This is a genomic window from Halomonas sp. AOP25-F1-15 (genome assembly GCF_052378675.1).
Taxonomy (GTDB): Bacteria; Pseudomonadota; Gammaproteobacteria; order Pseudomonadales; family Halomonadaceae; genus Vreelandella; species Vreelandella casei.
In genome coordinates, this window is record NZ_JBQSXV010000012.1 from 1 (window position 1) to 23,102 (window position 23,102).

A 23,102-nucleotide genomic window follows, 5' to 3' on the forward strand; every position below is an offset into this window, starting at 1 on the left:
AAACACATCTCATATTATCAGGATACTATTGCGAATCAAACTTAGCCGTGCGCGAGCCATACATCAGCGCCTGCTCACGCAAGATCGCGAGGCAAATCCGATACCAATGAATTCGCGCCCAAATCGGCAATACTTCTCGCTCCGGTGAGCGTCATCGCCACGCGCATTTCCTTTTCAAATAGCTCGAGCAAATGCGTGACACCCGCTTCGCCAGCAGTGGCAAGCGCATAGATGAAGGCGCGGCCCAGCAACACGCTGTCGGCACCCAAAGCGATCATCCTCACGACGTCAAGCCCGCTGCGCACGCCGGAATCAGCAAGAATGGCCAGATCCCCCTTAACCGCGTCGGCAATCGCCGGCAAGGCCCGCGCAGTCGAGGGAACGCCATCAAGCTGACGGCCGCCATGATTAGAAACAACGATGCCATCTGCACCAAAGCGCACCGCATCGCGGGCATCTTCAGCATCAAGTATTCCTTTAATAATCATCGGCCCGTCCCAGAGTTCACGAATCCATTCCAGGTCCTTCCAAGAGATAGCGGGGTCGAAGTTAGTAGCCAGCCAGGCAATGTAATCCTCAAGCTCGGTTGGCTTACCGCGGTAATCAGAGACGTTACCCAGGTCATGAGGACGACCATTAATACCGACATCCCATGCCCAGAAAGGATGCATTGCAGCCTGAGCCATCCGCCGGATCGGCCCATACTTACCGCTCATTCCAGAGTGAGCATCGCGATAGCGCGCGCCCGGCACAGGCATATCAACGGTAAAGATCAGTGTCTTGACCCCGGCGGCCTTAGCTTGCTCAAGAACGTGCTTCATGAAGCCCCTGTCCTTCAGCACGTAAAGCTGGAACCAGATGGGTCGATCAATCGCCGAGGCCACCTCTGCAATGGGGCACACCGACACCGTCGACAGAGTAAATGGTATGCCTTTCTTGGCGGCCGCTCGCGCCGCCTGGACCTCCCCGCGTCTAGCGTACATACCTGCTAGCCCCACCGGAGCCAGCGCAATCGGCATGGCCATCTTTTCACCGAACAGCTCGGTTTCCAGCGATAGCGAGGACATATCCTTCAGCACACGCTGGCGCAACGCGATACCGGAGAGATCCTCTACATTACGTCGCAGCGTATGCTCGGCGTATGCCCCCCCGTCGGCATAATGGAATAGAAAGGGAGGAATGCGCCGCTTAGCGGCTTTTCGGTAGTCCGTGGAGGCTGAAATAATCATGGCGAGCCCTATTTAGTAGATGCGCGCAGTCGACGCGCTATACATCGGCTTATTCAGAATTAATAATTGGTTTTACCAATTGACAAAAATATGGCATCAACATTAGTGAGGCGCCATGAAGGTGTCAAACAATGATGCGGCTTTATAGCCCTACATAGCGCTATACTTTAGTTCAATACTGCGACTAATAATGTTTGACCAATAGCCACCCGTCAATGCCAGCGCTTGAGCTGTCTGTTCAAAGCTTCTAATATTGGTCTTACCAATTGAAGGAGCTACCCAACATGAGCTATCCACCGCTCCGCCAGCAGCGTTTGGCCGATGTTATTACCGAGCGTTTAGAAGCCATGATGCTGGAGGGCAGCTTAAAACCTGGGCAGCGCCTCCCACCAGAGCGTGAATTAGCGGAGCGTTTTGGCGTCTCACGCCCCTCTTTACGTGAAGCTATTCAAAAATTAGCCGCGCGCGGCTTACTGACCAGCCGCCAAGGCGGTGGCACCTTTGTGAACGATGACCTTAGCAATGGCTATACCGACCCGCTTTTGGAAATGCTTTCTCGCCACGGCGAGTTCAACTTAGACCTACTCGAATTCCGCGATGCAATAGAAGGAATATCCGCCTATTACGCTGCGCTGCGCTCAACGCCCGCTGATAAGGCGGTCCTCATTCAGCGCTTTGAAGAGCTCGACGGCGGTTTTGCCGGCGCCGACCCTGTTCATGAAGCCAAACTTGACGCGGCGTTCCATCTTGCCATCGCCGAAGCCGCCCACAATGTGCTGCTGCTACATACCATTCGCGGTATTTTTCATCTGCTTGAAAAGAGCATTGTTAATAATCTGGCCCACTTGTTTGCCAAACCAGGCTCACGCAGCCAGCTGATGAAGCAGCATCGCGCCTTACTTGACGCCATCTTGGAAGGGCGTGCAGAAGACGCCCGCGCTCGCGCGCATGAGCACCTAGCGTTCGTTGAAGAAGGACTTCTTGAAATGGCGCGTGAAGAGGCGCGGGCCCAACGCGCCCTTCGCCGCGCCCAAGGCAGTCGAAAGACACCGGCATGAGTAACACGGATATGAGCAAGGCTGACATACACAGCCAGACCCCCGCTCGCTTGCCACCACGCTGGCGTCGCCTGTGGCTGCTGGTCATTTCGCTCGGTTTATTGCTGTGCATGTGGCAAGCCGCCCAACTGGCCCGCGAGCAGGCGCTTTCTAACTTACAAGACGATGCCGAAAACGAGCTGCGCCTGTCTGCTGCCAATTTAAACGGCTATTTACTGCGCTACGACTACCTGCCACAAATGCTCGCGACAAGGGAAGGCGTGCAACGTTTTTTAGCCGCCCCCGACAGCCAAGACTCGATGCCGCTGAATATGTTGCTGGATCGCTTCCGCTTCACCGCAGGCGTTTCAGACGTTTATTTGCTAAATCGTGATGGCGATACTATTGCCGCCAGCAACTGGCATCGATCTAACACCTTTATCGGCCAAAACTATGCTTTTCGCAGCTATTACACCGAAGCCATCGCGGGCCGCCAAGGTAGGTTTTATGGCTTGGGCACCCAATCACTTGAGCGGGGCTACTTCTTTTCAGCACCGGTTTGGCTCGATGACACCTCGCCCGATGCCAAACCTGACGGCGTATTAGTCATCAAAGTATTGCTTGATGAGGTTGAAGAAAGCTGGGCTGAGCAAGATGCCGAGCTGTTTGTCACCGACAGCGATAACATCATCTTCATGGCCAGCCACCCAGGGCTGCGAATGAACGCCCTTTACTCGCTTTCCGATGAGCAACGTCGAGTCCTGCGCGCAACGCGACGCTATGCGATGGAGCCGCTAGCGTCCTCCGGCATCGGCGTCATTGCGCCTTACGGCCTGGGCAGCCAATTAGTAAGTTTCTCCCAAGGCCCTTTAAGTAAAGGCAACTACCTAAGCCTGACGCGACCTATTCCTGAGTTTGGCTGGCAGATGCATATTTTAAAGCCGTTAACACCGGTGATCAGCGCCCAATGGGTCGCTGCTCTCATGGCGGGCAGCCTCTACAGCCTGATTGCACTTGGGGCCGGCATAGGCTGGCAGCGGCTGAGGCTTCGTCGTGAACGGGAAGCGTTTGCCGATCGAGAGCGCCATACTTTGGCCCGCGTTCGCGATGAGCTGGAAGTTAGCGTAGAAAGGCGCACCCGTGACTTAGTCGCCAGCAATCAGCGGCTTTCTGATGAAATTGAAGAGCGCCGCCGGGCTGAAGCCAACTTACGCCAAACGCAGGATGAGCTTATTCAAGCGGCTAAACTGGCCGTATTAGGGCAGCTCGCCGCGGGCATCAACCATGAGCTTAATCAACCGCTGGCCGCTATTCGCGCTTATGCAGAAAACGCCCGACGCTTTATGGCACTAGCACGCCATGAAAAAGCCGACGCCAACCTTGAGCAAATTGTTGAGCTGACCGAGCGCATGGCCGATATCAGCGCACAACTGCGCCAGTTTTCACGTAAGAGTAGCGAACGCCAAGAGACCATTTCCGTACAGGCCTGTATCGACTACGCCTTGCGCTTATTTCAAAGCCGTCTGCGCGAAGGCAACATTACGATTATTCATGAGTGGCCCGATGAAACGCTATGGGTGAAAGGCGACCTAGTGCGCCTTGAGCAAGTGCTGGTTAATCTAATCGGCAATGCCCTGCAGGCTATGAAAGCCGAACCCGTACCGCAACTGACACTAAGCGCTAGCATTCACCATCAGCAGGTGCATATTAGCGTTGCCGATAACGGACCCGGCATTCCAGCTGAGCATTTAGGGCACGTGTTTGAACCCTTTTTCACGACCAAAGCGCCAGGCAGTGGCTTAGGCTTGGGCCTCTCGATCTCTTCACGCATTATGGACGATCTAGGCGGTAAGCTGCAGGCTGCTAATCGACCCGAAGGGGGTGCTTGCTTCACTATTACGCTACCCCACTCAACGTTAACGCATGTCCAGGAGCGCTCTCACTATGCATGAACCGTCGACCCTGCCGGTCATAGTGATCGACGACGAACCACACCTTCGGATCACCGCTAGCCAAACCCTCGAGCTTGCAGGCTACACGCCCTACTGCTACGAATCAGCCGAACAAGCGCTCGCCGCCTTAACGCCCGACTTTCCGGGCGTGATCGTCAGCGACATAAGGATGCCCGGCATGGATGGCATGGCGCTGCTGCACGAGCTACATAACCGCGACGCCACGCTGCCGATCATTTTAATTACCGGCCACGGCGATATTTCGACCGCCGTAGAGGCAATGCGTGCAGGGGCGTGGGATTTTCTTGAAAAGCCCTTCGCCGGTGATCAACTATTGGATGTGGTGCGTCGTGGCATCGAGAAGCGCCAGCTCAGTTTAGAAAATCACCGCCTAAAAGCCGAGCTGGAAGTACAGCAAGCCGCGCTGGGGCCTCGCCTGGTTGGCCGCACACCCATCATATCGCGACTGGCCGCTATGATTCAGCGCATCAGCCAAGTGGAGGCCGATGTGCTGCTGTTTGGGGAAACAGGTACCGGCAAAGACTTGGTGGCCCGCGCTATTCACGAGCGCAGCGGGCGGCGTAATAGCCCTTTTATGGCCATCAACTGCGGCGCAGTGCCCGAAAACACCATTGAGTCCGAGCTATTTGGCCACGAAAAAGGTGCCTTTACCGGTGCAGTAGAGCGGCGTATCGGCAAATTCGAACATGCTAACGGCGGCACGGTATTTTTGGATGAAATTGAATCCATGCCCATGGCGCTTCAGGTCAAACTGCTGCGGGTGCTGCAAGAGCGCAGCGTGGAGCGGCTGGGCGCTAATGAAACGGTACCACTCAACATTCGCGTCATTGCCGCTACCAAGGTGGATCTAAAAGCAGCGTCTGAAGAGGGCCGCTTTCGCGAAGATCTGTATTACCGTCTTAACGTGGTCACTCTGCCGTTGCCAGCCCTGCGCGAACGGCGCGAAGATATTCCCTTGCTGTTTCAACATTTTGCCGTAGTGGCTGCCAATCGCAGCGGGCTGGAAGCGCCTATCATAGACAGCTCGGGCATTGCCGTTCTACTCGCACATGACTGGCCCGGCAATGTGCGCGAACTGCGCAACCTTGCCGAGCGCTACGTACTGCTGGGCGCCGCCTTTGATTATCGTCTGGATGCACTGCTGGAAGGGGTTAGCGCCGACACTCAGGAGCCCACTTTGCCCCGCCAGGTGGAGCTGTTTGAAAAAAGCCTGATCAGCCAATCCCTGGCGCGCTATCACGGCCGTGTCACCGATGTGTGTCGCCACTTAGGCATTCCGCGCAAAACCTTTTATGACAAGCTTAAAAAGCACGGCCTCAATGCCGATGACTATCGCCACAGCAGCGAGCCCTGATGCAACAGCTCACCCAATACTGACCAAGGCGGCACCCAGGGCACCAGCGTTAACGTGGCAATCAGCATCAGCAGATTAGACATGGGCCGCCGGCTATCGCCGAGCTTTAGCGCCGTTCCGAACGAACGCTTTAGCCGAGCGCCTTCAAGATCCACGCTGTACATCTCATCTAAACTCAGGTGAATTAAAAATCCGACCAGCGTGGCGGCGCCATGCGACCAAGCAAGCCATGCCGGCTGGCCGAGCAGATTAAAACTCAGCGCAGCGGTGGCCAGGCTACATAGCCCACCCGCCAGCAGTGAGTGCCAGATACCGCGATGCACGGTAAAACGCGAAAATAGTACGCTGGCTAAATAACGCACGCAGACATAGATTCCACCGCAGGCAACCAACAGCGCACCGGGCGTGAGCCATGGCTGCAGTAGCAGTGCGCCAAAGACCAAGGCAGGCACTGAAAGAAGATTAAAAATCAATCGGATAGAATGTGATCGGTCGGCATCGATGTCTGGCAAAATGCCCCCAAACGTAACCAGCGCAACCATCACCACCGCTTGAGAAGGCGGCCACCAATGACCTTTCCAAGCTGCGTAAGCTATCAGCATGCCACCCGCCGCTGCTACGGTAATATGCGTGCGAAAGTTAGCCATGACGCGGCACCCCAGAAAACTGGATAAATTAACAGATTTCTGGCCGACGCGACACGACTATTTACCAAAAAAGGTTGGCAGGGCAACCGCTTAGAGAAAAGGCATTAAACTGGTGGTTCGGCCAAAAAGCGGTCTTTCAATTTAACGTAGTTACCGGCGGTATAGGGGAAGAAAGCACGTTCGGATTCTTTCAGCGGGCGCAGCGGTTTAGCCGGGTTACCGGCATACACATAGCCGCTTTCCAGATGCTTACCCGGCGTTACTACGGCGCCAGCGGCAATAATGACTTCATCTTCAACGACCGCACCATCCATCACAATCGCACCCATGCCCACCAATATCCGACTACCCAGCGTGCAGCCATGCAGAATCGCCTTATGACCGATGGTCACATCGTCGCCAATAATGAGCGGAAAGCCTGCCGGGCTAAAGTCACTTGCGTGGGTAATATGCAGCACGCTGCCATCCTGCACGCTGGTACGCGCGCCGATTCGAATACGGTGCATATCGCCACGGATAACGCTCATCGGCCAAACGGAGCAATCATCCCCCAGCACCACGTCTCCAATGACCACGCTTGCCGGATCAATATACACGCGCTCGCCAAGCGACGGCTCCATGCCCTGATAGCGTCTTAACGCACTGCTCATAATTTGCTCCTGCGGTTCTCGATAGACCGTATAAAGAATATGACTCGCTGACTATAGTGCTTAATGACAACCAAAGAAGCCTTATAGCAATCCTGTCAGTAGCACGATAAAGGTCAGCGGAATCGATACCCAGCGAAGAATATTTCGCCACACTAGGTAGCCGCGTTCACCGGCACCCAATGCACTGGCGACTCGTTCTTGGGGCATCACCCAGGCGGCAAAAATGGCGATCATCAATCCGCCTAAGGGCAGAAAAACATCCGGCGGTATACTGCTGACCAGCTCGAACACGTTGCGCCCAAAGAGCGGCCGGAATTCAGAAAGCGTCGAAAACGAGAAGGCGGATAGCAGGCCGATTAACCAGACGCTGACCGCCACGACCAGCGTCGCAAGGCTGCGGCGCAGCCCCAGCCCCTGAAGCGTCGCGACCATGGGCTCGGCTAAGTTAATCGCTGAGGTCCAGGTGGCTAATAGCAGTAATAAAAAGAACACGCTCAGCCATACCGAGCCCCACGGCAATTCAGAAAATGCGATTGGCAGCGTGACAAACATCAAGCCCGGGCCTTCAGCGGGATCCATGCCTTGAGCAAATACAACCGAGAAAATCGCAATACCCGCCAGCAGTGCAACGCTGATATCGAGCACCGCTACCGCAAACGCGGCTTTGGGCAGGCTTTGCTCTTCAGGCATATAAGCCCCGTACGCCATTAAGGCACAGGCCCCTACCGCCAAGGTAAAAAACGCATGCCCCATCGCATGGACAACCACCGATGGCGTTAGCGCATCGAAAGAGGGCAGAAACAGCCATGCCAGCGCGGTGCCAAAACCATCCGTCGTGGCGGCATAGCCTGCTAATAGCAGCAGCAAAAAATACAGCAGCGGCATCAGCAAATTGTTAAGTCGCTCCAAACCTTTGGCAACACCGGCCGCCACAACGGACATGGTCATGAATAGAAACAAAGTGTGATTAAAAATAAGCAGGCCCGGGTTAGCCAAGAAAGCGTCAAAGCCCGCACCAATCTCCTCAGCGCTCGCGCCGCTGAAATTACCGTTCACGGAGGCAACTAAAAACTCAATCGACCAGCCGGACACCACCGAGTAGAACGATAAGATACAAAATACGGTGAACGCGCCGAATAGCCCTAGCCAACGCCAATGAGGCGAGGCTCCCGCCTCTGTTGCCAAGGCCCCTAACGCCTGCATTGGCCCACGACGCCCGGCTCGGCCAATTAATATTTCCGCCATCATGACGGGAATACCTAGCAGCAGCACAAACGCTACATAAACCAGCAAAAATGCCGCACCGCCATTTTCTCCAGCCACGTAGGGGAAGCGCCAGATGTTGCCTAAACCCACTGCAGCACCTGTTATTGCCAAGATAAAGGCCCGCTTCGACCCCCAGCGCTCCAGCGTTTCGCTCATCGTGTGCTCCTGCCGTTAGAGGCATTAAAAGGCGGCAAGACTAGCAGGCACTTGCACGCAGGCCAAACTCTGACCTGCAGCCTAGCATTGAAACGCGGCCCCACTGCCCGCACTGTGTCATCATTATCGCGCGTTTTGCGCTTCCTACACGATTTTAAAAACGATGCCAACTGAGGTGCCTATGTCCTCCACCCCCTTGCCCTCCAATCCGTTGCTTGAGACGCACAAGCTCCCCCCTTTTGCTGACATTCGCGCCGAACACGTAGAGCCTGCGGTAGAAATCCTGCTCAGAGAAAGCCGCGAGGCCATTGATCTCCTCGCCCAGCAGGCCGCCGCCACGGCGCCCACTTGGGACAATTTCGCGGCGCCGTTTGAGGCCGTCAATGACCGTCTCACCAATGCGTGGTCACCGATTTCTCATCTCAACGGCACCATGAACTCCCCCGAATTACGCGAAGCGTATCAGGCATGCCTTGAAAAGCTTTCTGCTTTCGGCACCTGGGTCGGCCAACACGAAGGGCTTTTCCATGGTTGGAAAGCGCTGAAAGAAGGCCCGGCCTGGGCATCGTTAGATGCCGCACAGCGGCGCACCGTCGAGAACGCCTTACGTGATTTCCGGCTAGCCGGTGTTGACCTGCCCACGGACCAAAAAGCGCGTTACGGAAAAATTCAGTCGCGTCTTTCACTACTCTCAAACCAGTATTCAAATAACGTTCTGGATGCCACCCAGGCATGGCACAAAGATATTGATAGCTTAGATGCGCTCGCAGGCGTCCCAGCAAGTGCCTTAGATACCTTAAAAGCCACCGCCGAGGCGAAGGGCGTGCCGGGCTACCGGATTACCTTGGATTTCCCCAGTTTTTTCCCTGTCATCAGCTACGCCGACAGTCGCGAGCTGCGCCGTGAGGTGTATACCGCGTTCATTACCCGTGCCTCAGACCAAAGCGCGGATGCTGGCAAGTTCGACAACGCTGCCATTTTGGAAGAGATTCTGTCGCTACGTAGCGACATTGCCCAGCTGCTTGGCTTTGCCACCTACGCGGATTATTCACTGGCCACTAAAATGGCCGAATCTCCCGAGCAGGTGCTCGACTTCCTCAACGACCTAGCCCGTCGTGCGCTGCCTCAGGCTAAAGAAGAGTTTGCTGAACTGAGCGCCTACGCCCGTGACGAACTGGGCCTGGAAGTACTTGAGCCGTGGGACGTTGCCTACGCCAGCGAGAAACTGCGCGAAGCGCGCCACGCCATCTCCCAAGAGCAGCTGCGCCCTTACTTTCCCGCCCCGCGCGTCATTGATGGCCTGTTTCAAGTGGTTGAGCGCCTCTACGGCGTACGCTGTGAAGAAGATACCGAGGCGACTCGCTATCATCCAGACGTCCAATACTTCCAGATTACTGAAAACGGCCAGCCGATTGCCGGCTTTTACCTTGATCTCTACGCCCGTGAAGGCAAGCGCGGCGGTGCCTGGATGGCGGACTGCCGCGTGCGCCGTCAAACCGAGCAGGGCCTGCAGCTGCCAGTGGCCTTTCTAACCTGCAACTTCACTGCGCCGGTAGGTGGCCGCCCCGCGCTGCTGACTCACGACGAAGTCACGACCTTGTTTCATGAGTTTGGGCACGGTCTTCACCATATGCTCACCAAGCAGCACATTGCAGATATTTCCGGCATTAATGGTGTGGCCTGGGATGCGGTCGAGCTACCCAGCCAGTTTATGGAAAACTACTGCTGGGAGCGTGAAGGACTAGACCTGCTGGCCAAGCACGTGGATACCGGCGAGCCGCTTCCCTTCGATCTACTAGAGCGCCTGCAGGCAGCCAAGAACTTCCAGTCGGCCATGGGTATGATGCGCCAAATCGAACTCTCGCTATTCGATCTACGCCTGCACCATGAACTCAGCGCCCCTAGCGCCAGCGACGTGCAAGCACTGCTCGATGATGTGCGGGCCGCGGTATCGGTGCTGCCCAAAGCCCCCTTCAATCGCTTCCAAAATAGCTTTGGGCATATATTTGCTGGCGGCTATGCGGCCGGTTACTACAGCTATAAGTGGGCGGAAGTGCTCTCGGCAGATGCCTGGAGTGCCTTTGAAGAAGCTGGCATCTTCGACCCAGAAACAGGCCAGCGCTTTCGTCGCGAAATACTGGAGCAGGGCGGCGCTCGTGATGCCGTCGACCTGTTTGTTGCCTTTCGCGGTCGCGAACCCAGCGTTGAGCCACTGCTTCGCCACTGCGGCATTCGCGCCGCTTAACACACGTTATCAGGTACACGTTGCAAACCATTATTTCATGCGTGGCGCCTTGGGCGTCGCGCATCTGATGCATAGGAGCCCACTATGTCGACGGTTAAACGCTTTATTGCCGGCGTGATCTGCCCGCGCTGTGCGGAGATGGACCGTATCCGCGCCTGGGAGCAGAATGGCATTCGCTACCGCGAATGCGTCAGCTGCGATTTTTTTGAGCAGTTGCCTATTGAAGAAGATGCCCTTACCGAAATGACCACCCGAGTTAATCAGGTGCGCGACGACCAGAAGCAGCAAGATGTACAGCCCGTACGCATCATGGATCCCGGCAAGCCCCCTCGTTAAACCCACGTTTCATCCCGTAAAAGGAAGGCCTAACCAAGCACCGCGAGCCTAGCGTCTTCCTTTTCAATGTGCCGAATGCTGGCTAATGGCGCCCGATCGATCTCATTAGTGTGTGGCTATCCGCACATGCAAAATAATCATCGTGCGGACACTCGGACACTTTGCCTGCCTAAGCCTGCCACGAAAGTTTAATAAGGTCTTCTTAACCAACTGATTTTAAAATAACAATATTAAAATGGCACAACTATCGCTGTTATAACCACTGAATAGTCTGATTCATGCCGTACTAACGAGCAGCATCGAACACGACCGTCAGTCAATAACCCCAATAACAGCTAGGAACTCTCGCCATGCGTAAACATATGCCTAAGACCTTCACGCTACTTGCCAGCAGCGCCCTGCTTGTAGCAGCTAGCAGTGCCCAAGCAGACCGCTCCGAGTGGCCAGATAACTTCACCGTTGGTACGGCCAGTCAAGGCGGCACGTTCTTCGTTTACGGCTCAGGCTGGGCGAACTTTATTGCTGAAGAAGTTGGCGTATCTGGCGGCGGTGAAGTCACCGGTGGCCCCACGCAAAACTTAGCGCTAGTACACACCGGTGACATGGCATTTGGTTTAACCACCATGGGCCCTGCGTCTGATGCTGTGAACGGTGAAAGCCCGCTGGCACCTGGTATGAAGATGGACAACGTCTGTGCCATGTTCCCCATGTACGAAACGCCGTTTTCAATTGCGGCACTCTCTAGCAGCGGCATCGAATCCATTGCTGACATTCCGCCTGGCGCGCGTATCGGCTTTGGCCCCGCGGCGTCCACGTCTGACACCTACTTCCCCGCGATCCTAGAAACCTTAGGCGTGGACTTTGAGCGCCGTAACGGTGGCTGGTCTGATCTAGGCGGCCAGTTGCAGGATGGCCTGCTTGACGTCGTTGCGTTCGCGGCCGGCATCCCAATCCCCGCCGTGAGCCAGCTGGAAGTACAAACTGACGTCAACATCATTGAGTTCACCGAAGAAGAGCTAGCCACCGTGCTGGAAAACTACCCGGTCGCTGAGTTCATGATTCCCGCTAATACGTATACGACGCTTGAAGAAGATGCGCGCGCCGTTTCCATGTGGAACTTTGCGATCGCTGGCTGCGACCTTCCGGAAGACTTCATTTACGAAGTGACCAAGGCGACCATGGAAAACAACGATCGCATGCGCTCAATCCACCGCAGTGCTGAAACCACCATTCCAGAAAACATTGTACATAACACCGTACTGCCCTTTCATCCAGGCGCTGCGCGTTGGTACAAAGAGAACGGCTATGAAATTGCTGATGACATGATCAACTAAGCAACGTTTACCGCTATAACTGCCCCGTCTCGGCCTTGCCGGGCGGGGCAGATTTCGCTCCTGCTATCCCTTTGTCTGCTTTTGCTGTGAGGGTGAACTCTAATGAGTCACAAAACCGACCAAGAACCCAACGGTCTCAAGGATGATGCCAACGTGACGTCAACAGTACCCGACTCCATTGCCGATGGTGTGGATGATGACATTGTTGAGTCTAATCGCCGCCTGTTTACCGGCTGGCAGTTCTTATTATTTGCGGCATTAGCCATTGCTTATTCCAGCTTCCACCTGGTTTCCCTGAACGTGTATCCGATGGAAACCTGGTCGTTTCGTATTGTGCACATTGCCGGGGCGCTTATTCTCGGTTACGGGCTATTTGCCGGCGCTCGATTTGCCGACGAAGAACACCAAACGTCAGGTGCATTGATTAAATGGGTGAGCTACGCGCTGCTTATTCCAGCGGCCTATACGTTGGCGCAAGTCTTTTTAATGCACCAAACGCTCAACGGCGGTGCAATGCGCATCGACCCAAGCGTTGAAAACTGGCATTACGGTTACCCACTGATGGCGACCACCGCCTGTGCCGTTGTGCTGTCCTGGTTTTATCGTCAGGCACGCCATCGCTTTAACCCTGCCGACCTAGTGCTCATGGTATGTGCGCTGGCCAGCGCCGGCTATTTGCTGGTGGCTTTCAATACGAATATACGTATGTCGACGGGCACCTCCTTTGCGCCGTCAGGCATCTCTTGGGCGGCGATTGCGGGCTCGCTTCTGATTCTTGAGCTTACTCGCCGCGTGGCCGGTTTGGCCTTGGTCGTCATTTCAGCGGTGTTCTTAGGATATGTTTTCGTCGGTCCTTATTTACCTGGCTTCTTGGGCTACCCAGGGCTGTCGCTACAACGCTTCTTCAGCCAGGTATATACCGATGCCGGCATTTTAGGCCCCACCACCGCTGTATCATCGACCTATATCATTCTGTTCATTATTTTTGCCGCGTTCCTGCAAGCGTCTAAAGTGGGCGACTACTTCGTCAACTTTGCTTTTGCTGCCGCAGGGCGCGCCCGCGGTGGCCCGGCCAAAGTGGCTATTTTTGCATCTGGCTTGATGGGCATGATTAACGGTACCTCCGCGGGCAACGTGGTTTCCACCGGCTCGCTGACCATTCCATTGATGAAGAAAGTCGGCTATCCGGCGCGTAGTGCCGGGGCAATCGAAGCGGCTGCTTCAACGGGTGGGCAAATCATGCCGCCGATTATGGGCGCCGGTGCGTTCATCATGGCCGAAGTGACAGGCATTCCGTATACCGAAATTGCGATTGCGGCGATCATTCCGGCGATCCTGTATTTTGCCTCTATCTATTTTATGGTCGACTTTGAAGCCGCCCGTAAAGGCATGCGAGGCATGCGTAAAGATGAGATCCCGCTGTTCTCCAAACTGGTCAAGCAGGTCTATCTGTTCGCGCCGATCATCATTCTGATCGCGGCGCTGTTCATGGGCTATTCAGTGATTCGTGCGGGCACGCTGGCAACCGCTTCAGCAGCCGTCGTGAGCTGGATTTCACCCAATAAAATGGGCATTCGTGCGATTCTTAAAGCGCTGCAAATCGCGGGCACCATGTCGGTTCAGATTATCGCCGTGTGCGCCTGTGCAGGCTTAATCGTGGGGGTTATCTCACTGACCGGCGTTGGCGCTCGCTTCTCATCGCTGCTGCTTGGCTTAGCCGGTGTTAGCCAGCTTCTCGCGCTGGTGTTCGCTATGCTAATTAGCATTTTGCTTGGTATGGGCATGCCGACCACCGCCGCTTATGCTGTCGCCGCCTCAGTGGTAGCGCCTGGCTTGATCAATATTGGCATTGAGCCGCTGATCGCTCACTTCTTCGTGTTCTACTTTGCGGTGGTATCGGCGATTACCCCGCCCGTTGCGCTGGCGTCCTATGCAGCGGCCGGCATTTCTGGCGATAACCCGATGGGCACGTCCGTGGCGTCGTTTAAGATTGGCTTGGCCGCCTTCATCGTGCCGTTTATGTTCTTCTACAGCCCTGCCATGCTGATGGAAGGCACGCCGATGGAAATCCTGCGCGTTGGGGTCACCGCAACGCTGGGTATTATCTTGCTCTCAGGCATGGTTCAAGCGTGGTTCTTTGGGCCGGTCAACACATGGCAACGCCTGCTGATGCTGGTCGGCGCCATGTTTATGATCTATGGCGGTATTTATACCGACGTTCTGGGGCTTGCGATTGGTATCGGGCTATTTGTCATGCAGCGTAAGCTGCATGGCAGTGGCAATAAAACGGCTCAAGCTGGCTAAACACGCTAAGCAGCTAAACGCCAAGTGTCAAAAAACCCCGCTCAATGGCCATTGAGTGGGGTTTTTAGTTACGTGATGAAACAACGCACCTTAGTCGGTCAGGTTGTCGACTATTTTGAGCACGGGTGCCGCTTGGTTAAGAGTATAAAAATGCAGGCCGGGGGCACCGCCATCCAACAATCGCTGGCAAAGCTGGCTCACCACGTCGGTTCCAAAGGCGGCAATCGCTTCACTGTCATCGCCATAGGACTCTAGCTGCTTGCGCATCCAGCGAGGAATCTCAGCGCCGCAGACATCAGAGAAACGCGCCAGCTTAGTGTAGTTAGTGATCGGCATAATACCCGGAATGATCGGCTGTTCGATGCCAAGCGCACGGACTTTATCGACAAAATTAAAATAGGCATCGGCGGTAAAAAAGTACTGGGTGATCGCCATGTTGGCGCCAGCCTTCATTTTGCGCACGAAGTTTTCTACGTCTTTATCTAGATTAGCCGCCTGTGGATGAGACTCCGGGTAAGCCGCGACCGCAATCTCGAAATGATCGCCGGTTTCAGCACGAATAAACTCCACCAGCTCGTTGGCATAGCGTAATTCACCAATGCTTGCCATGCCCGACGGCATATCGCCACGTAGAGCGACCAGACTATTCACGCCCTCCTCGCGATACTGAGCTAGCAGATCTCGCAGTTGAGCTTTTTCACTGCCAATACAGGATAGGTGCGGCGCGGTCGTAATGCCGCTTTGGCTAACAGTGCGTACCAGTTCGCGTGTGCGCGCCTGCGTCGACCCACCAGCGCCATAGGTAACTGAAAAAAATCGGGGCTGCCGCGCAGCTAGCTCATCACGAACGTGTATTAGCTTGTCGTGCCCAGCATCGGTATTGGGCGGAAAGAATTCAAAGCTGATACCCAGCGGATGCTCAAGGCTGCTCATGGAATTTCCTTTTTAGGATCAATAAACGTGACATTTTGAGGTATTCTCGCTGTTCAGATGCGCTAGGGCTAATGAAAGATTTCACGCTCGGCCTTTAATTCGGCTCATGTTAGCTGACCAGACTACATACGAAGCACCACGCACTCATACGGGAGAATCAATGGATCTTGCACCTGAGGCACTGGCTGGACCGTTATTAATGTTGCTCAGCTATGTGGGGTTAGGCTGGATCGCCGCCCAACGGCTCAAGCTAGACCCTCGTCCCATCGCGACACTGCTGGTTTACCTGATTGCACCCTTTACTATTTTTCGCGCGCTAATGAATGGCGGCTCAACGCCGAACTATTTATTACTCACATTAGCGCTGTTCATCCTTTCAAGCCTCATGGCCCTGATTGTCCATCGCCTCACGCGTCATCGTTTTGGCGAGCAGGAGGCGGCGCTACTGGCATTTTCTTCGGGAACCGGCAATACCGGTTATTTCGGCTTACCGATTGCATTTATATTGCTGCCCCCAGAAGGCGTTACGCTTTATCTGTTCTGCATGCTGGGGATTAATATTTATGAATTTACCGTCGGCTTTTATCTCAGTGCCCGCGGTCGCTTTTCGGTACGCGAAAGCCTGATCAAGATTTCTCGCTTACCGCTGATCTACACCTTCCTATTAGCGCTCCTGCTGAGCAGCCTTAACATAATGCCGCCCGCTGAGGTAATGCATGCGCTAGAAGTGTTCCCCGCCACCTACACGCTGCTAGGCATGATGATTATCGGCATGACGCTGAGTCAGGTGACCTTAGCCGCCTGGGATACGCGTTTTGTCGCTAGCTGCGTAGGGTTGCGCTACCTGCTGTGGCCTTTGGTGATGCTGGCTGCCGTGCTGCTGTTGCAGTGGCTCGGTCCTCTTTCGCCTGAACTGGGTATGGCGATGCTTTTACTAGGCGTAGTGCCCATGGCGTCTAACGTGGTGGTAGTCGCCATGGAGCTGGGTATTCAGCCGCAAAAAGGCGCGCTGGCCGTGCTGGTTTCAACACTGCTGGCACCGCTGCTGATCCCGCTATATCTCAGTTTCATGCTGCATTTGACGGGGCTGAGTTAACTGGCTAAAAACCATCAACACCCGCTTGTTGAAGCCTTTGCGCCATGCGCTGCACCTCTGGGTGGCTAAAAAATGCCACTAACGCATCAGCGCGAACCGGGCCCACGCCGCTAATGGCCTGCCACTGCGCGTGCTGATAATCCGCCAAGGCAGGCCAGTCACCAATGCGCGCACTCCCGCCTGGCGGCATGCCAAGAGCGGCCAGCCAATCAGCATAAGGAGCAGAGCGGGCAGCCTCAAACTGATCAGTCAGCGCGCCTGCGCTGGTCTCACCGATGCCACTCACCTGTTCCAGCTCACCGGGCTCAACGCTCATCCAGCCCAGCAACTGCGTTACCACGCCGGCTTCCAGCAACGCTTGCCAGGTGCCCTCACTAACGCCTTGCATACCGAGCTGCTCACCGAGATAGGTAAGCCGTGCCAACAGCTGGGCATCGCAGCCAGCGGTTAATTCAAAACAGCTGAGTAGATGATAGCGCTGCGGCGATGGCGCACTCAGCGGTGCGCGCGTCTGGGTATGCCATACCACCTCCGTTAGCTGAGGGATGGTCAACCCTGCCAGCGTGACCGCCACTTGGTCGCCAGGGCGTACATCCATTGACGCCCAGCGCTCAAGCGATCCTAGCGAGACGCGGCTAATTCGCCGCCCCTCAAGCCGTACCGGGTTGAGCCACACCAGCGGCGTCACGCGCCCGGTGCGTCCAACGCGAAACTCAATGCCCCGCACCTGTGCCAGCGCCTGCTGTGCAGGGTATTTCCAGGCCAGCGCCCACCTCGGCGGTGATGACGACCAGCTGGACACGCCGGGGCGCTCCGCTTGTTTAATCACCACGCCGTCAGTGGCAAATGGCAGTGGGCCGTTGAACCAGGTGTCGCGCCAGTCGGCGGCGTCACGCTGACTATCAAGCGCCTGGGTATAGTCAGCAGTATCAAAGCCCAAGCGAGTCAGTTGCGCTAAACCCTCGGACATGCTCGTTGGGCCATCGGGCCAATCCCACACAAACAGCCCAATACGCTCAAGCGTGGCATCGGTAGGCGATGACTGCGCCATCGCGCCTGCAACCGCGCCACGCGCGCCCGACGCCGGCGAGCTTGACTGAATGTGTTGCTCTAATCGCCAGTAAAGTTCGCCTTGAAGTATCGCCGACAGTGGTTCGGAAAGCGTATTAGGAATAGCAGGAAGCTGGCGCACGCGTGCCGTCCAGTCTTGGCCGCGCTCGCCGTCACCACGGCTAACGGCATCGACCAGCTCACCCTGGTCATAACGTAGTGTGATCGCCACGCCGTCAACTTTGGGCTGGATCCATAGGCCGTCGCGACGGCTGATAAAGCGCCTAACACCGTCTTCATCGGCTTTATGAAGCCCGCGTTGGGCCATCGGGTGCTCAAGCGTTCCGTCGCTAGACGTCAGCGGTGAAAGCGGATGATGCTCAAACTCATCACCTAAACAGCGCTGCCAGGTGGCAAGGCGCTCAACGGCTTGATCGTAAAGGGCGTCGTCGATCAGTGATACACCCTCATCATGGTAGGCGGTGTCCCAGCGCTGGACCTGCTCGGCTAATGCGTGGCTTTCGCTGGCTAAGCGCTCAGCCTGCCAGTGGGGGCACTCACTAGCCTGTGCGGAAAAAGTGACAAGCCCCATAAGGCCACTGAGCATCCAGATTGCGGTAGTGCCTGACACTGCTCCATTAAACGTTGCTCTATTAAACGTTGATCCATTAAACAATGCCCCATTAAACGTCGCGCCGTTAAACATTGCGGTCCCCTTACCCGTGCAAATAATGATCGGCAAACAGAACCAGCCTAGCGCAGGGCTTGGACATAACGCATAAAAAAAGCCCCCGGCCGAAGCCAAAGGGGCGATCTCTTACAAAGCGTGTAGCGAAACGCTTACAAATTAGCGGCCTGGCGCAGCGCATCGGCTTTATCGGTTTTTTCCCACGGAAAAGCCGTAAAGGTTTCCTTATGCTGCTCGCCTTTATCATCGCTCCAGGTGTAGCTGTGCTCGAACGGCGCACGGCCAAAGTGACCATACGCGGCGGTGAGCTGATACATCGGGTGCAGCAGATCCAGCATTTTGGTAATCGCGTAAGGGCGAAGGTCAAAGTGCTCACGCACCAGCGCCACAATCTGCTTGTCTTCAATCTTGCCGGTACCAAAGGTGTCGATCGACACCGAGGTCGGCTCAGCCACACCAATCGCGTAGGAGACCTGAATCTCGCACTTATCAGCCAACCCTGCCGCCACGACGTTTTTCGCCACATAGCGGCCCGCATAGGCGGCGCTACGATCTACTTTCGAGGGATCTTTGCCTGAGAAAGCACCGCCACCATGACGCGCCATGCCGCCATAGGTATCCACAATGATCTTACGTCCGGTCAGCCCACAGTCACCGACCGGGCCGCCGATAACGAATTTGCCGGTTGGATTAATATGGTACTGGGTGTTGTCGTCTAACCAGTCAGCGGGAATAACGTGCTCAATAATCTCGCGCTTAACCATCTTGCGCAGATCTTCTTGCTCAATGTCTGGATCGTGCTGGGTAGAAAGCACGATAGCATCGACACCGCAGGGGCGGCCCTGGGCGTTATAGCGGATAGTGACCTGGCTTTTTGCATCAGGGCGCAGCCAAGGCAGCAGGCCATTTTTGCGCAGCTCGGCTTGGCGCTCGACTAAACGGTGAGAATAATGAATGGGTGCGGGCATGAACGAGTCGGTTTCATTGGTCGCATAGCCAAACATCAGCCCCTGGTCGCCTGCCCCTTGATCTTCTGGCTTGGTACGATCAACGCCCTGGGCAATCTCAACGCTCTGCTTGCCGATGAGGTTAATCACGCCACAGGTAGCGCCATCGAAGCCTACTTGTGAGGAGCTATAGCCGATGTCCGTGATCACATCACGCACCAGCATTTCCAGATCGACCCACGCGGACGTCGTGATTTCACCGGCAATAATCGCCACCCCGGTTTTTACCATCGTTTCACAGGCGACGCGCGCCTGTTTATCACGGGCGATGATGGCATCTAATACGGCATCAGAAATCTGGTCAGCAATCTTATCAGGATGACCTTCGGAGACCGATTCGGAGGTAAACAGGGAATATTCGCTCATCGCGCACTCGACCCTCTGTATGACGGCTGTAGCAAATCCACAGCATCAGCAGGAAATCATGGCAGGTGCCCCTGCCCGTATATAGAGGCGGCAGCATCACGTTCTCCACCACCTCGGGAGGCAGAGTCTACACGCTGTAGGCGGTGCTTCCCAGAACGCGTGCCCCAGAATTTACCGGCACATTTATCTCTGCATTTGCCGCCACATGGGAAGTCAGCGACAATAGCGCCTTTATAATTTCTGTTTTCAGGCGAGGAGCACTCCCATGCCGTCCCGTTTTGAGCTAGCCAATGCCATTCGCGCCCTTTCCATGGATGCTGTTCAGAAGGCCAAATCCGGCCATCCGGGCGCTCCTATGGGCATGGCTGATATTGCCGAGGTGCTATGGAATGACTACCTCAAGCACAACCCCGAAGACCCCAAGTGGGCCGATCGCGACCGGTTCGTGCTCTCCAATGGCCATGGCTCCATGCTGCTTTACTCGTTGCTGCACCTCAGCGGCTACGAGCTTAGCCTAGAACAGCTGCAAAATTTCCGTCAGCTGCATTCGCCCACGGCAGGGCACCCGGAATTTGGCTATGCCCCAGGCATTGAAACCACCACGGGCCCTCTCGGCCAGGGTTTTGCTAACGCGGTAGGCTTTGCCATTGCTGAAAAAACATTGGCGGCGCAGTTCAATCGTCCCGGCCATGCCATTGTCGATCACCATACCTGGTGTTTCTTGGGCGATGGCTGCTTGATGGAAGGCATCTCCCACGAAGCAGCATCACTGGCGGGAACGCAGCAGTTGGGTAAGCTGATTGCGCTGTACGACGATAACGGCATCTCAATCGATGGCGAAGTGGAAGGCTGGTTTACCGACGATACCGCCAAGCGCTTTGAGGCTTATGGCTGGCACGTAGTGCCGAACGTCGATGGTCACCAGCCTGAGGAAGTTAAAGCGGCCATTGAACTGGCGAAGAGCCACGACGATAAGCCTAGCCTGATTATCTGCAAAACCATTATCGGTTTTGGCGCGCCTAACAAGCAGGGCAAAGAAGACGCCCACGGCTCACCGCTGGGTGACGATGAAGTCGCCCTGGCACGCACACAGCTGGGCTGGGAGCACGCGCCATTCCATATCCCTGAGCCGATCTATTCTGCCTGGGATGCTCGCGACGCTGGCAAAAAGGCGCAGCAGGCGTGGGAAGACCGCTTTGCTCGCTATACCGACGCTTTCCCAACGGAGGCGCGTGAGTTCAAGCGTCGCATGAAGCGCCAACTGCCTCCTGAGCTTGCCACTGAAGCATTGATTGAGCAGGCCCAAGAGAAGGGAGAAAGCATCGCATCGCGCAAGGCATCCTTTGAAGCGCTGAATGTGATTGGCCCACAAATGCCGGAACTGTTGGGCGGCAGCGCTGACCTCGCACCGTCTAACCTAACGTTCTGGAAAGGTGCCAAGGCGATTACCCCTGAAGATGCCAGCGGCAACTACCTGCATTACGGCGTACGTGAGTTTGGCATGGGCGCGATCATGAACGGGATCGCGCTGCACGGAGGCTTAGTGCCTTACGGCGCGACCTTCCTGATCTTTATGGAGTACATGCGTAACTCCATTCGCATGGCGTCGTTAATGGGCCAGCAGGTGATTTACGTGTTTACGCATGATTCCATCGGTCTAGGTGAGGATGGCCCGACGCACCAGCCGATTGAGCAGCTCACTAGCCTGCGCACGACGCCGAATCTAAACACCTGGCGCCCCTGCGATGCGGTCGAAACCGCCGCCTCTTGGGATGCGGCGATCAAACGCCACTCCGGCCCGACCGCGCTGGTACTCTCACGCCAGAATCTGCCGCACCAGCAGCGCACTCAAGCGCAGCTAGCGGCCATTCAAAACGGGGCTTATGTTCTTAAAGACCCGACTATTAAAGATAGCCAAGGCACGCCACAAATGCCGGAGCTGATTCTGATTGCCACAGGTTCGGAAGTATCGCTCGCGATGGACGCCGCTGCCGAACTTGAGCAGCAGGGTAAAGCCGTTCGCGTTGTGTCCATGCCCTCGGCGTACCGTTTCAATGGCCAAGACGCTGACTACCGTGAAAGCGTACTGCCCAAAGCGGTCACCAAGCGGATCGCGATCGAAGCGGCACATGCCGACTACTGGTACAAATATGTGGGTCTGGAAGGTCGTGTGATTGGCATGACGACCTACGGCGAGTCTGCACCCGCGGACGATCTGTTCAAACACTTCGGCTTCACGGTCGACAACATCGTCAAGCAAGCTCACGAACTGCTCGGCTAGGCCATGCCAGCACTCAGTGGCTTTTTATGGCTGATTAGCTACTGGCTGATCGGTGAAGTGGTCATCTACTTCACCGGGCTGCCGGTCTCTTCAGGCGTGATCGGCATGCTGCTGCTGTGTGCTACGCTTGCGCTGTACGGTCGTGTACCTAGCAGTATTGCCGCGGCCGCACAGCCGCTCATCGCGCTGCTCGCTATGCTGATTATGCCCGGTGTCGTCGGTGTGTTTTTTATCATTGGCGAATTAGCCGGGCAGTGGACGGCTATCCTGATCGCCTTAGTGGCGGGCACACTGCTTAGTGTTGTCACCACCCTTTGGTTGCTTAAGCGACTGATCGGGCAATCTTATGACCGCTGACCTATCGCTATTAGAGCTGCTCACCGCCACGCCGCTATTTGCTGTAGGGCTAACGCTGGTTGCTTATTTGCTTGGTAACCGGCTATTTCAGCGCCTTAAGCGCCCTTCTTGGCTACCCGCTATCTTAATTGCGGCGCTGCTACTTGCCGGGGCGCTCGCGCTGATAGGGCTGCCTTATCCGATCTATCAACAGGGCGCGATATGGCTGACGGTATTGCTGGGGCCCGCGACGGTGGCGCTAGGTATGCCGCTTTATCAACAGCTGCCGCGGATTGTTGAACTCTGGCGGCCGCTGGCAATTTGTTTACCCATTGCCGCCACGCTAGCGGCTTTCTATGCGCTTGCTATTGCCTGGTTGCTGGGCAGCTCCGACACCATACTTGCCTCCATTGCGGCCAAGTCCGTGACGGCACCGATTGCTATCGGCATTACCGAACAGCTTGGCGGTAAGGTAGCGCTGCTAATGGGGGCACTGCTGATAACCGGTGTTATCACCATTCCATGCGTCAGCATTGCTGCACGTTTGCTGCATATCGACGATGAACGCTTGATCGGTTTCGCTCTTGGCCTGAATGGGCACGCCATTGGTACCGTCAGAGCATTCGAGATCAGCCCCGCGGCGGGGGCGTTCGCGTCACTAGGAATGAGCCTTACAGGCATTTTCACTGCCATACTCCTGCCGCTTGCGTGGCGACTGCTAGGCATGAGCAGCGGATACGCATAGCCGACTGAAATACGCTACTATCGCGGGGTTTGCTACCCCACTTTTGATCATCGATTTACTTTTAAGAGC

General features: G+C 55.7%; 18 protein-coding genes. 11 read left to right on the plus strand and 7 right to left on the minus strand.

All coding sequences use genetic code 11. The features are described from left to right. Positions 1-74: 74 nt before the first annotated feature. A complete protein-coding gene (gene lldD, locus ACT3TF_RS16895; protein WP_096276128.1) occupies positions 75-1,229 on the minus strand; it encodes an FMN-dependent L-lactate dehydrogenase LldD in 1,155 nt (384 codons plus the stop codon). A gap of 284 nt (positions 1,230-1,513) precedes the next feature. Here lldD and ACT3TF_RS16900 point away from each other — a divergent pair, with 284 nt between their 5' ends. From ACT3TF_RS16900 to ACT3TF_RS16910, 3 genes are read left to right on the plus strand one after another with little or no spacing between them, the layout of a single operon-like run. Then, the gene (locus tag ACT3TF_RS16900; protein ID WP_096276130.1) at positions 1,514-2,287 is read left to right on the plus strand and encodes a GntR family transcriptional regulator; all 774 of its coding nucleotides are present in this window, start codon (positions 1,514-1,516) and stop codon (positions 2,285-2,287) included. Next, positions 2,284-4,218, plus strand: coding sequence for a sensor histidine kinase (locus ACT3TF_RS16905; protein WP_444672620.1), 1,935 nt, complete (start codon positions 2,284-2,286; stop codon positions 4,216-4,218). Before ACT3TF_RS16900 ends, ACT3TF_RS16905 begins: the two co-directional genes overlap by 4 nt. Continuing rightward, entirely contained in the window at positions 4,211-5,593 is a 1,383-nt protein-coding gene (locus tag ACT3TF_RS16910; protein WP_192536265.1) for a sigma-54-dependent transcriptional regulator, read from the plus strand. Before ACT3TF_RS16905 ends, ACT3TF_RS16910 begins: the two co-directional genes overlap by 8 nt. Here ACT3TF_RS16910 and ACT3TF_RS16915 read toward each other — a convergent pair. From ACT3TF_RS16915 to ACT3TF_RS16925, 3 genes are all read right to left on the minus strand, one after another. Further along, a complete protein-coding gene (locus ACT3TF_RS16915) occupies positions 5,569-6,240 on the minus strand; it encodes a metal-dependent hydrolase (RefSeq protein WP_096276134.1) in 672 nt (223 codons plus the stop codon). The two genes, ACT3TF_RS16910 and ACT3TF_RS16915, sit on opposite strands and share 25 nt — an antisense overlap. A 104-nt stretch (positions 6,241-6,344) precedes the next feature. Continuing rightward, complete coding sequence (locus tag ACT3TF_RS16920) at positions 6,345-6,890, minus strand: gamma carbonic anhydrase family protein (RefSeq protein ID WP_444672621.1); 546 nt, start codon at positions 6,888-6,890, stop codon at positions 6,345-6,347. Between the two features lie 81 nt (positions 6,891-6,971). After that, entirely contained in the window at positions 6,972-8,312 is a 1,341-nt protein-coding gene (locus ACT3TF_RS16925; protein WP_444672622.1) for a sodium-dependent transporter, read from the minus strand. A 196-nt stretch (positions 8,313-8,508) separates the two neighbouring features. Between ACT3TF_RS16925 and ACT3TF_RS16930 the strand changes: the two genes are divergently transcribed. The 4 genes from ACT3TF_RS16930 to ACT3TF_RS16945 all read left to right on the plus strand — a co-directional run bounded on the left by ACT3TF_RS16930 (position 8,509) and on the right by ACT3TF_RS16945 (position 14,531). Beyond that, on the plus strand, positions 8,509-10,557 hold the full coding sequence (locus tag ACT3TF_RS16930; protein WP_444672626.1) for a M3 family metallopeptidase: 2,049 nt from the start codon (positions 8,509-8,511) through the stop codon (positions 10,555-10,557). A gap of 84 nt (positions 10,558-10,641) precedes the next feature. Beyond that, positions 10,642-10,893 carry a YheV family putative zinc ribbon protein gene (locus tag ACT3TF_RS16935; RefSeq protein WP_096276140.1) on the plus strand — a complete coding sequence of 84 codons (252 nt, stop codon included), beginning with the start codon at positions 10,642-10,644 and terminating at the stop codon, positions 10,891-10,893. Between the two features lie 350 nt (positions 10,894-11,243). Beyond that, positions 11,244-12,227: a TAXI family TRAP transporter solute-binding subunit gene (locus ACT3TF_RS16940; RefSeq protein ID WP_444672623.1), complete on the plus strand. Its 984-nt coding sequence runs from the start codon at positions 11,244-11,246 to the stop codon at positions 12,225-12,227. A 102-nt stretch (positions 12,228-12,329) separates the two neighbouring features. Then, positions 12,330-14,531 carry a TRAP transporter permease gene (locus ACT3TF_RS16945; protein WP_444672624.1) on the plus strand — a complete coding sequence of 734 codons (2,202 nt, stop codon included), beginning with the start codon at positions 12,330-12,332 and terminating at the stop codon, positions 14,529-14,531. 90 nt (positions 14,532-14,621) lie between these two features. On the opposite strand, the gene metF is transcribed toward ACT3TF_RS16945, so the two are convergent. After that, positions 14,622-15,464 (minus strand): methylenetetrahydrofolate reductase [NAD(P)H], encoded by an 843-nt coding sequence (metF, locus tag ACT3TF_RS16950; protein WP_096276146.1) that lies wholly within the window; start codon positions 15,462-15,464, stop codon positions 14,622-14,624. Between the two features lie 160 nt (positions 15,465-15,624). Between metF and ACT3TF_RS16955 the strand changes: the two genes are divergently transcribed. Next, positions 15,625-16,560: an AEC family transporter gene (locus ACT3TF_RS16955; protein ID WP_096276148.1), complete on the plus strand. Its 936-nt coding sequence runs from the start codon at positions 15,625-15,627 to the stop codon at positions 16,558-16,560. 4 nt (positions 16,561-16,564) lie between these two features. On the opposite strand, the gene ligB is transcribed toward ACT3TF_RS16955, so the two are convergent. Further along, positions 16,565-18,217, minus strand: coding sequence for an NAD-dependent DNA ligase LigB (gene ligB, locus ACT3TF_RS16960; protein ID WP_444672627.1), 1,653 nt, complete (start codon positions 18,215-18,217; stop codon positions 16,565-16,567). Between the two features lie 233 nt (positions 18,218-18,450). Continuing rightward, positions 18,451-19,671 carry a methionine adenosyltransferase gene (gene metK / locus ACT3TF_RS16965; protein ID WP_096276150.1) on the minus strand — a complete coding sequence of 407 codons (1,221 nt, stop codon included), beginning with the start codon at positions 19,669-19,671 and terminating at the stop codon, positions 18,451-18,453. Positions 19,672-19,936: 265 nt separating this feature from the next. Between metK and tkt the strand changes: the two genes are divergently transcribed. From tkt to ACT3TF_RS16980, 3 genes are read left to right on the plus strand one after another with little or no spacing between them, the layout of a single operon-like run. Beyond that, on the plus strand, positions 19,937-21,952 hold the full coding sequence (tkt, locus tag ACT3TF_RS16970; RefSeq protein WP_441686319.1) for a transketolase: 2,016 nt from the start codon (positions 19,937-19,939) through the stop codon (positions 21,950-21,952). A gap of 3 nt (positions 21,953-21,955) precedes the next feature. Next, a complete protein-coding gene (locus ACT3TF_RS16975) occupies positions 21,956-22,309 on the plus strand; it encodes a CidA/LrgA family protein (RefSeq protein WP_096276154.1) in 354 nt (117 codons plus the stop codon). Next, a complete protein-coding gene (locus ACT3TF_RS16980) occupies positions 22,299-23,033 on the plus strand; it encodes an LrgB family protein (RefSeq protein WP_096276156.1) in 735 nt (244 codons plus the stop codon). Before ACT3TF_RS16975 ends, ACT3TF_RS16980 begins: the two co-directional genes overlap by 11 nt. The last annotated feature ends 69 nt before the right edge of the window (positions 23,034-23,102 follow it).

Coding starts and splice junctions, on each gene's coding strand:
- ACT3TF_RS16905 (WP_444672620.1), top strand. CDS start 2,284: ATGAGTAACACGGATATGAGCAAGGCTGACATACACAGCCAGACCCCC.
- ACT3TF_RS16935 (WP_096276140.1), top strand. CDS start 10,642: ATGTCGACGGTTAAACGCTTTATTGCCGGCGTGATCTGCCCGCGCTGT.
- ACT3TF_RS16980 (WP_096276156.1), top strand. CDS start 22,299: ATGACCGCTGACCTATCGCTATTAGAGCTGCTCACCGCCACGCCGCTA.
- metF (WP_096276146.1), bottom strand. CDS start 15,464: ATGAGCAGCCTTGAGCATCCGCTGGGTATCAGCTTTGAATTCTTTCCG.
- ACT3TF_RS16920 (WP_444672621.1), bottom strand. CDS start 6,890: ATGAGCAGTGCGTTAAGACGCTATCAGGGCATGGAGCCGTCGCTTGGC.
- ACT3TF_RS16910 (WP_192536265.1), top strand. CDS start 4,211: ATGCATGAACCGTCGACCCTGCCGGTCATAGTGATCGACGACGAACCA.
- lldD (WP_096276128.1), bottom strand. CDS start 1,229: ATGATTATTTCAGCCTCCACGGACTACCGAAAAGCCGCTAAGCGGCGC.
- ACT3TF_RS16900 (WP_096276130.1), top strand. CDS start 1,514: ATGAGCTATCCACCGCTCCGCCAGCAGCGTTTGGCCGATGTTATTACC.
- ACT3TF_RS16915 (WP_096276134.1), bottom strand. CDS start 6,240: ATGGCTAACTTTCGCACGCATATTACCGTAGCAGCGGCGGGTGGCATG.
- ACT3TF_RS16925 (WP_444672622.1), bottom strand. CDS start 8,312: ATGAGCGAAACGCTGGAGCGCTGGGGGTCGAAGCGGGCCTTTATCTTG.
- ACT3TF_RS16975 (WP_096276154.1), top strand. CDS start 21,956: ATGCCAGCACTCAGTGGCTTTTTATGGCTGATTAGCTACTGGCTGATC.
- ACT3TF_RS16955 (WP_096276148.1), top strand. CDS start 15,625: ATGGATCTTGCACCTGAGGCACTGGCTGGACCGTTATTAATGTTGCTC.
- metK (WP_096276150.1), bottom strand. CDS start 19,671: ATGAGCGAATATTCCCTGTTTACCTCCGAATCGGTCTCCGAAGGTCAT.
- tkt (WP_441686319.1), top strand. CDS start 19,937: ATGCCGTCCCGTTTTGAGCTAGCCAATGCCATTCGCGCCCTTTCCATG.
- ligB (WP_444672627.1), bottom strand. CDS start 18,217: ATGCTCAGTGGCCTTATGGGGCTTGTCACTTTTTCCGCACAGGCTAGT.
- ACT3TF_RS16945 (WP_444672624.1), top strand. CDS start 12,330: ATGAGTCACAAAACCGACCAAGAACCCAACGGTCTCAAGGATGATGCC.
- ACT3TF_RS16940 (WP_444672623.1), top strand. CDS start 11,244: ATGCGTAAACATATGCCTAAGACCTTCACGCTACTTGCCAGCAGCGCC.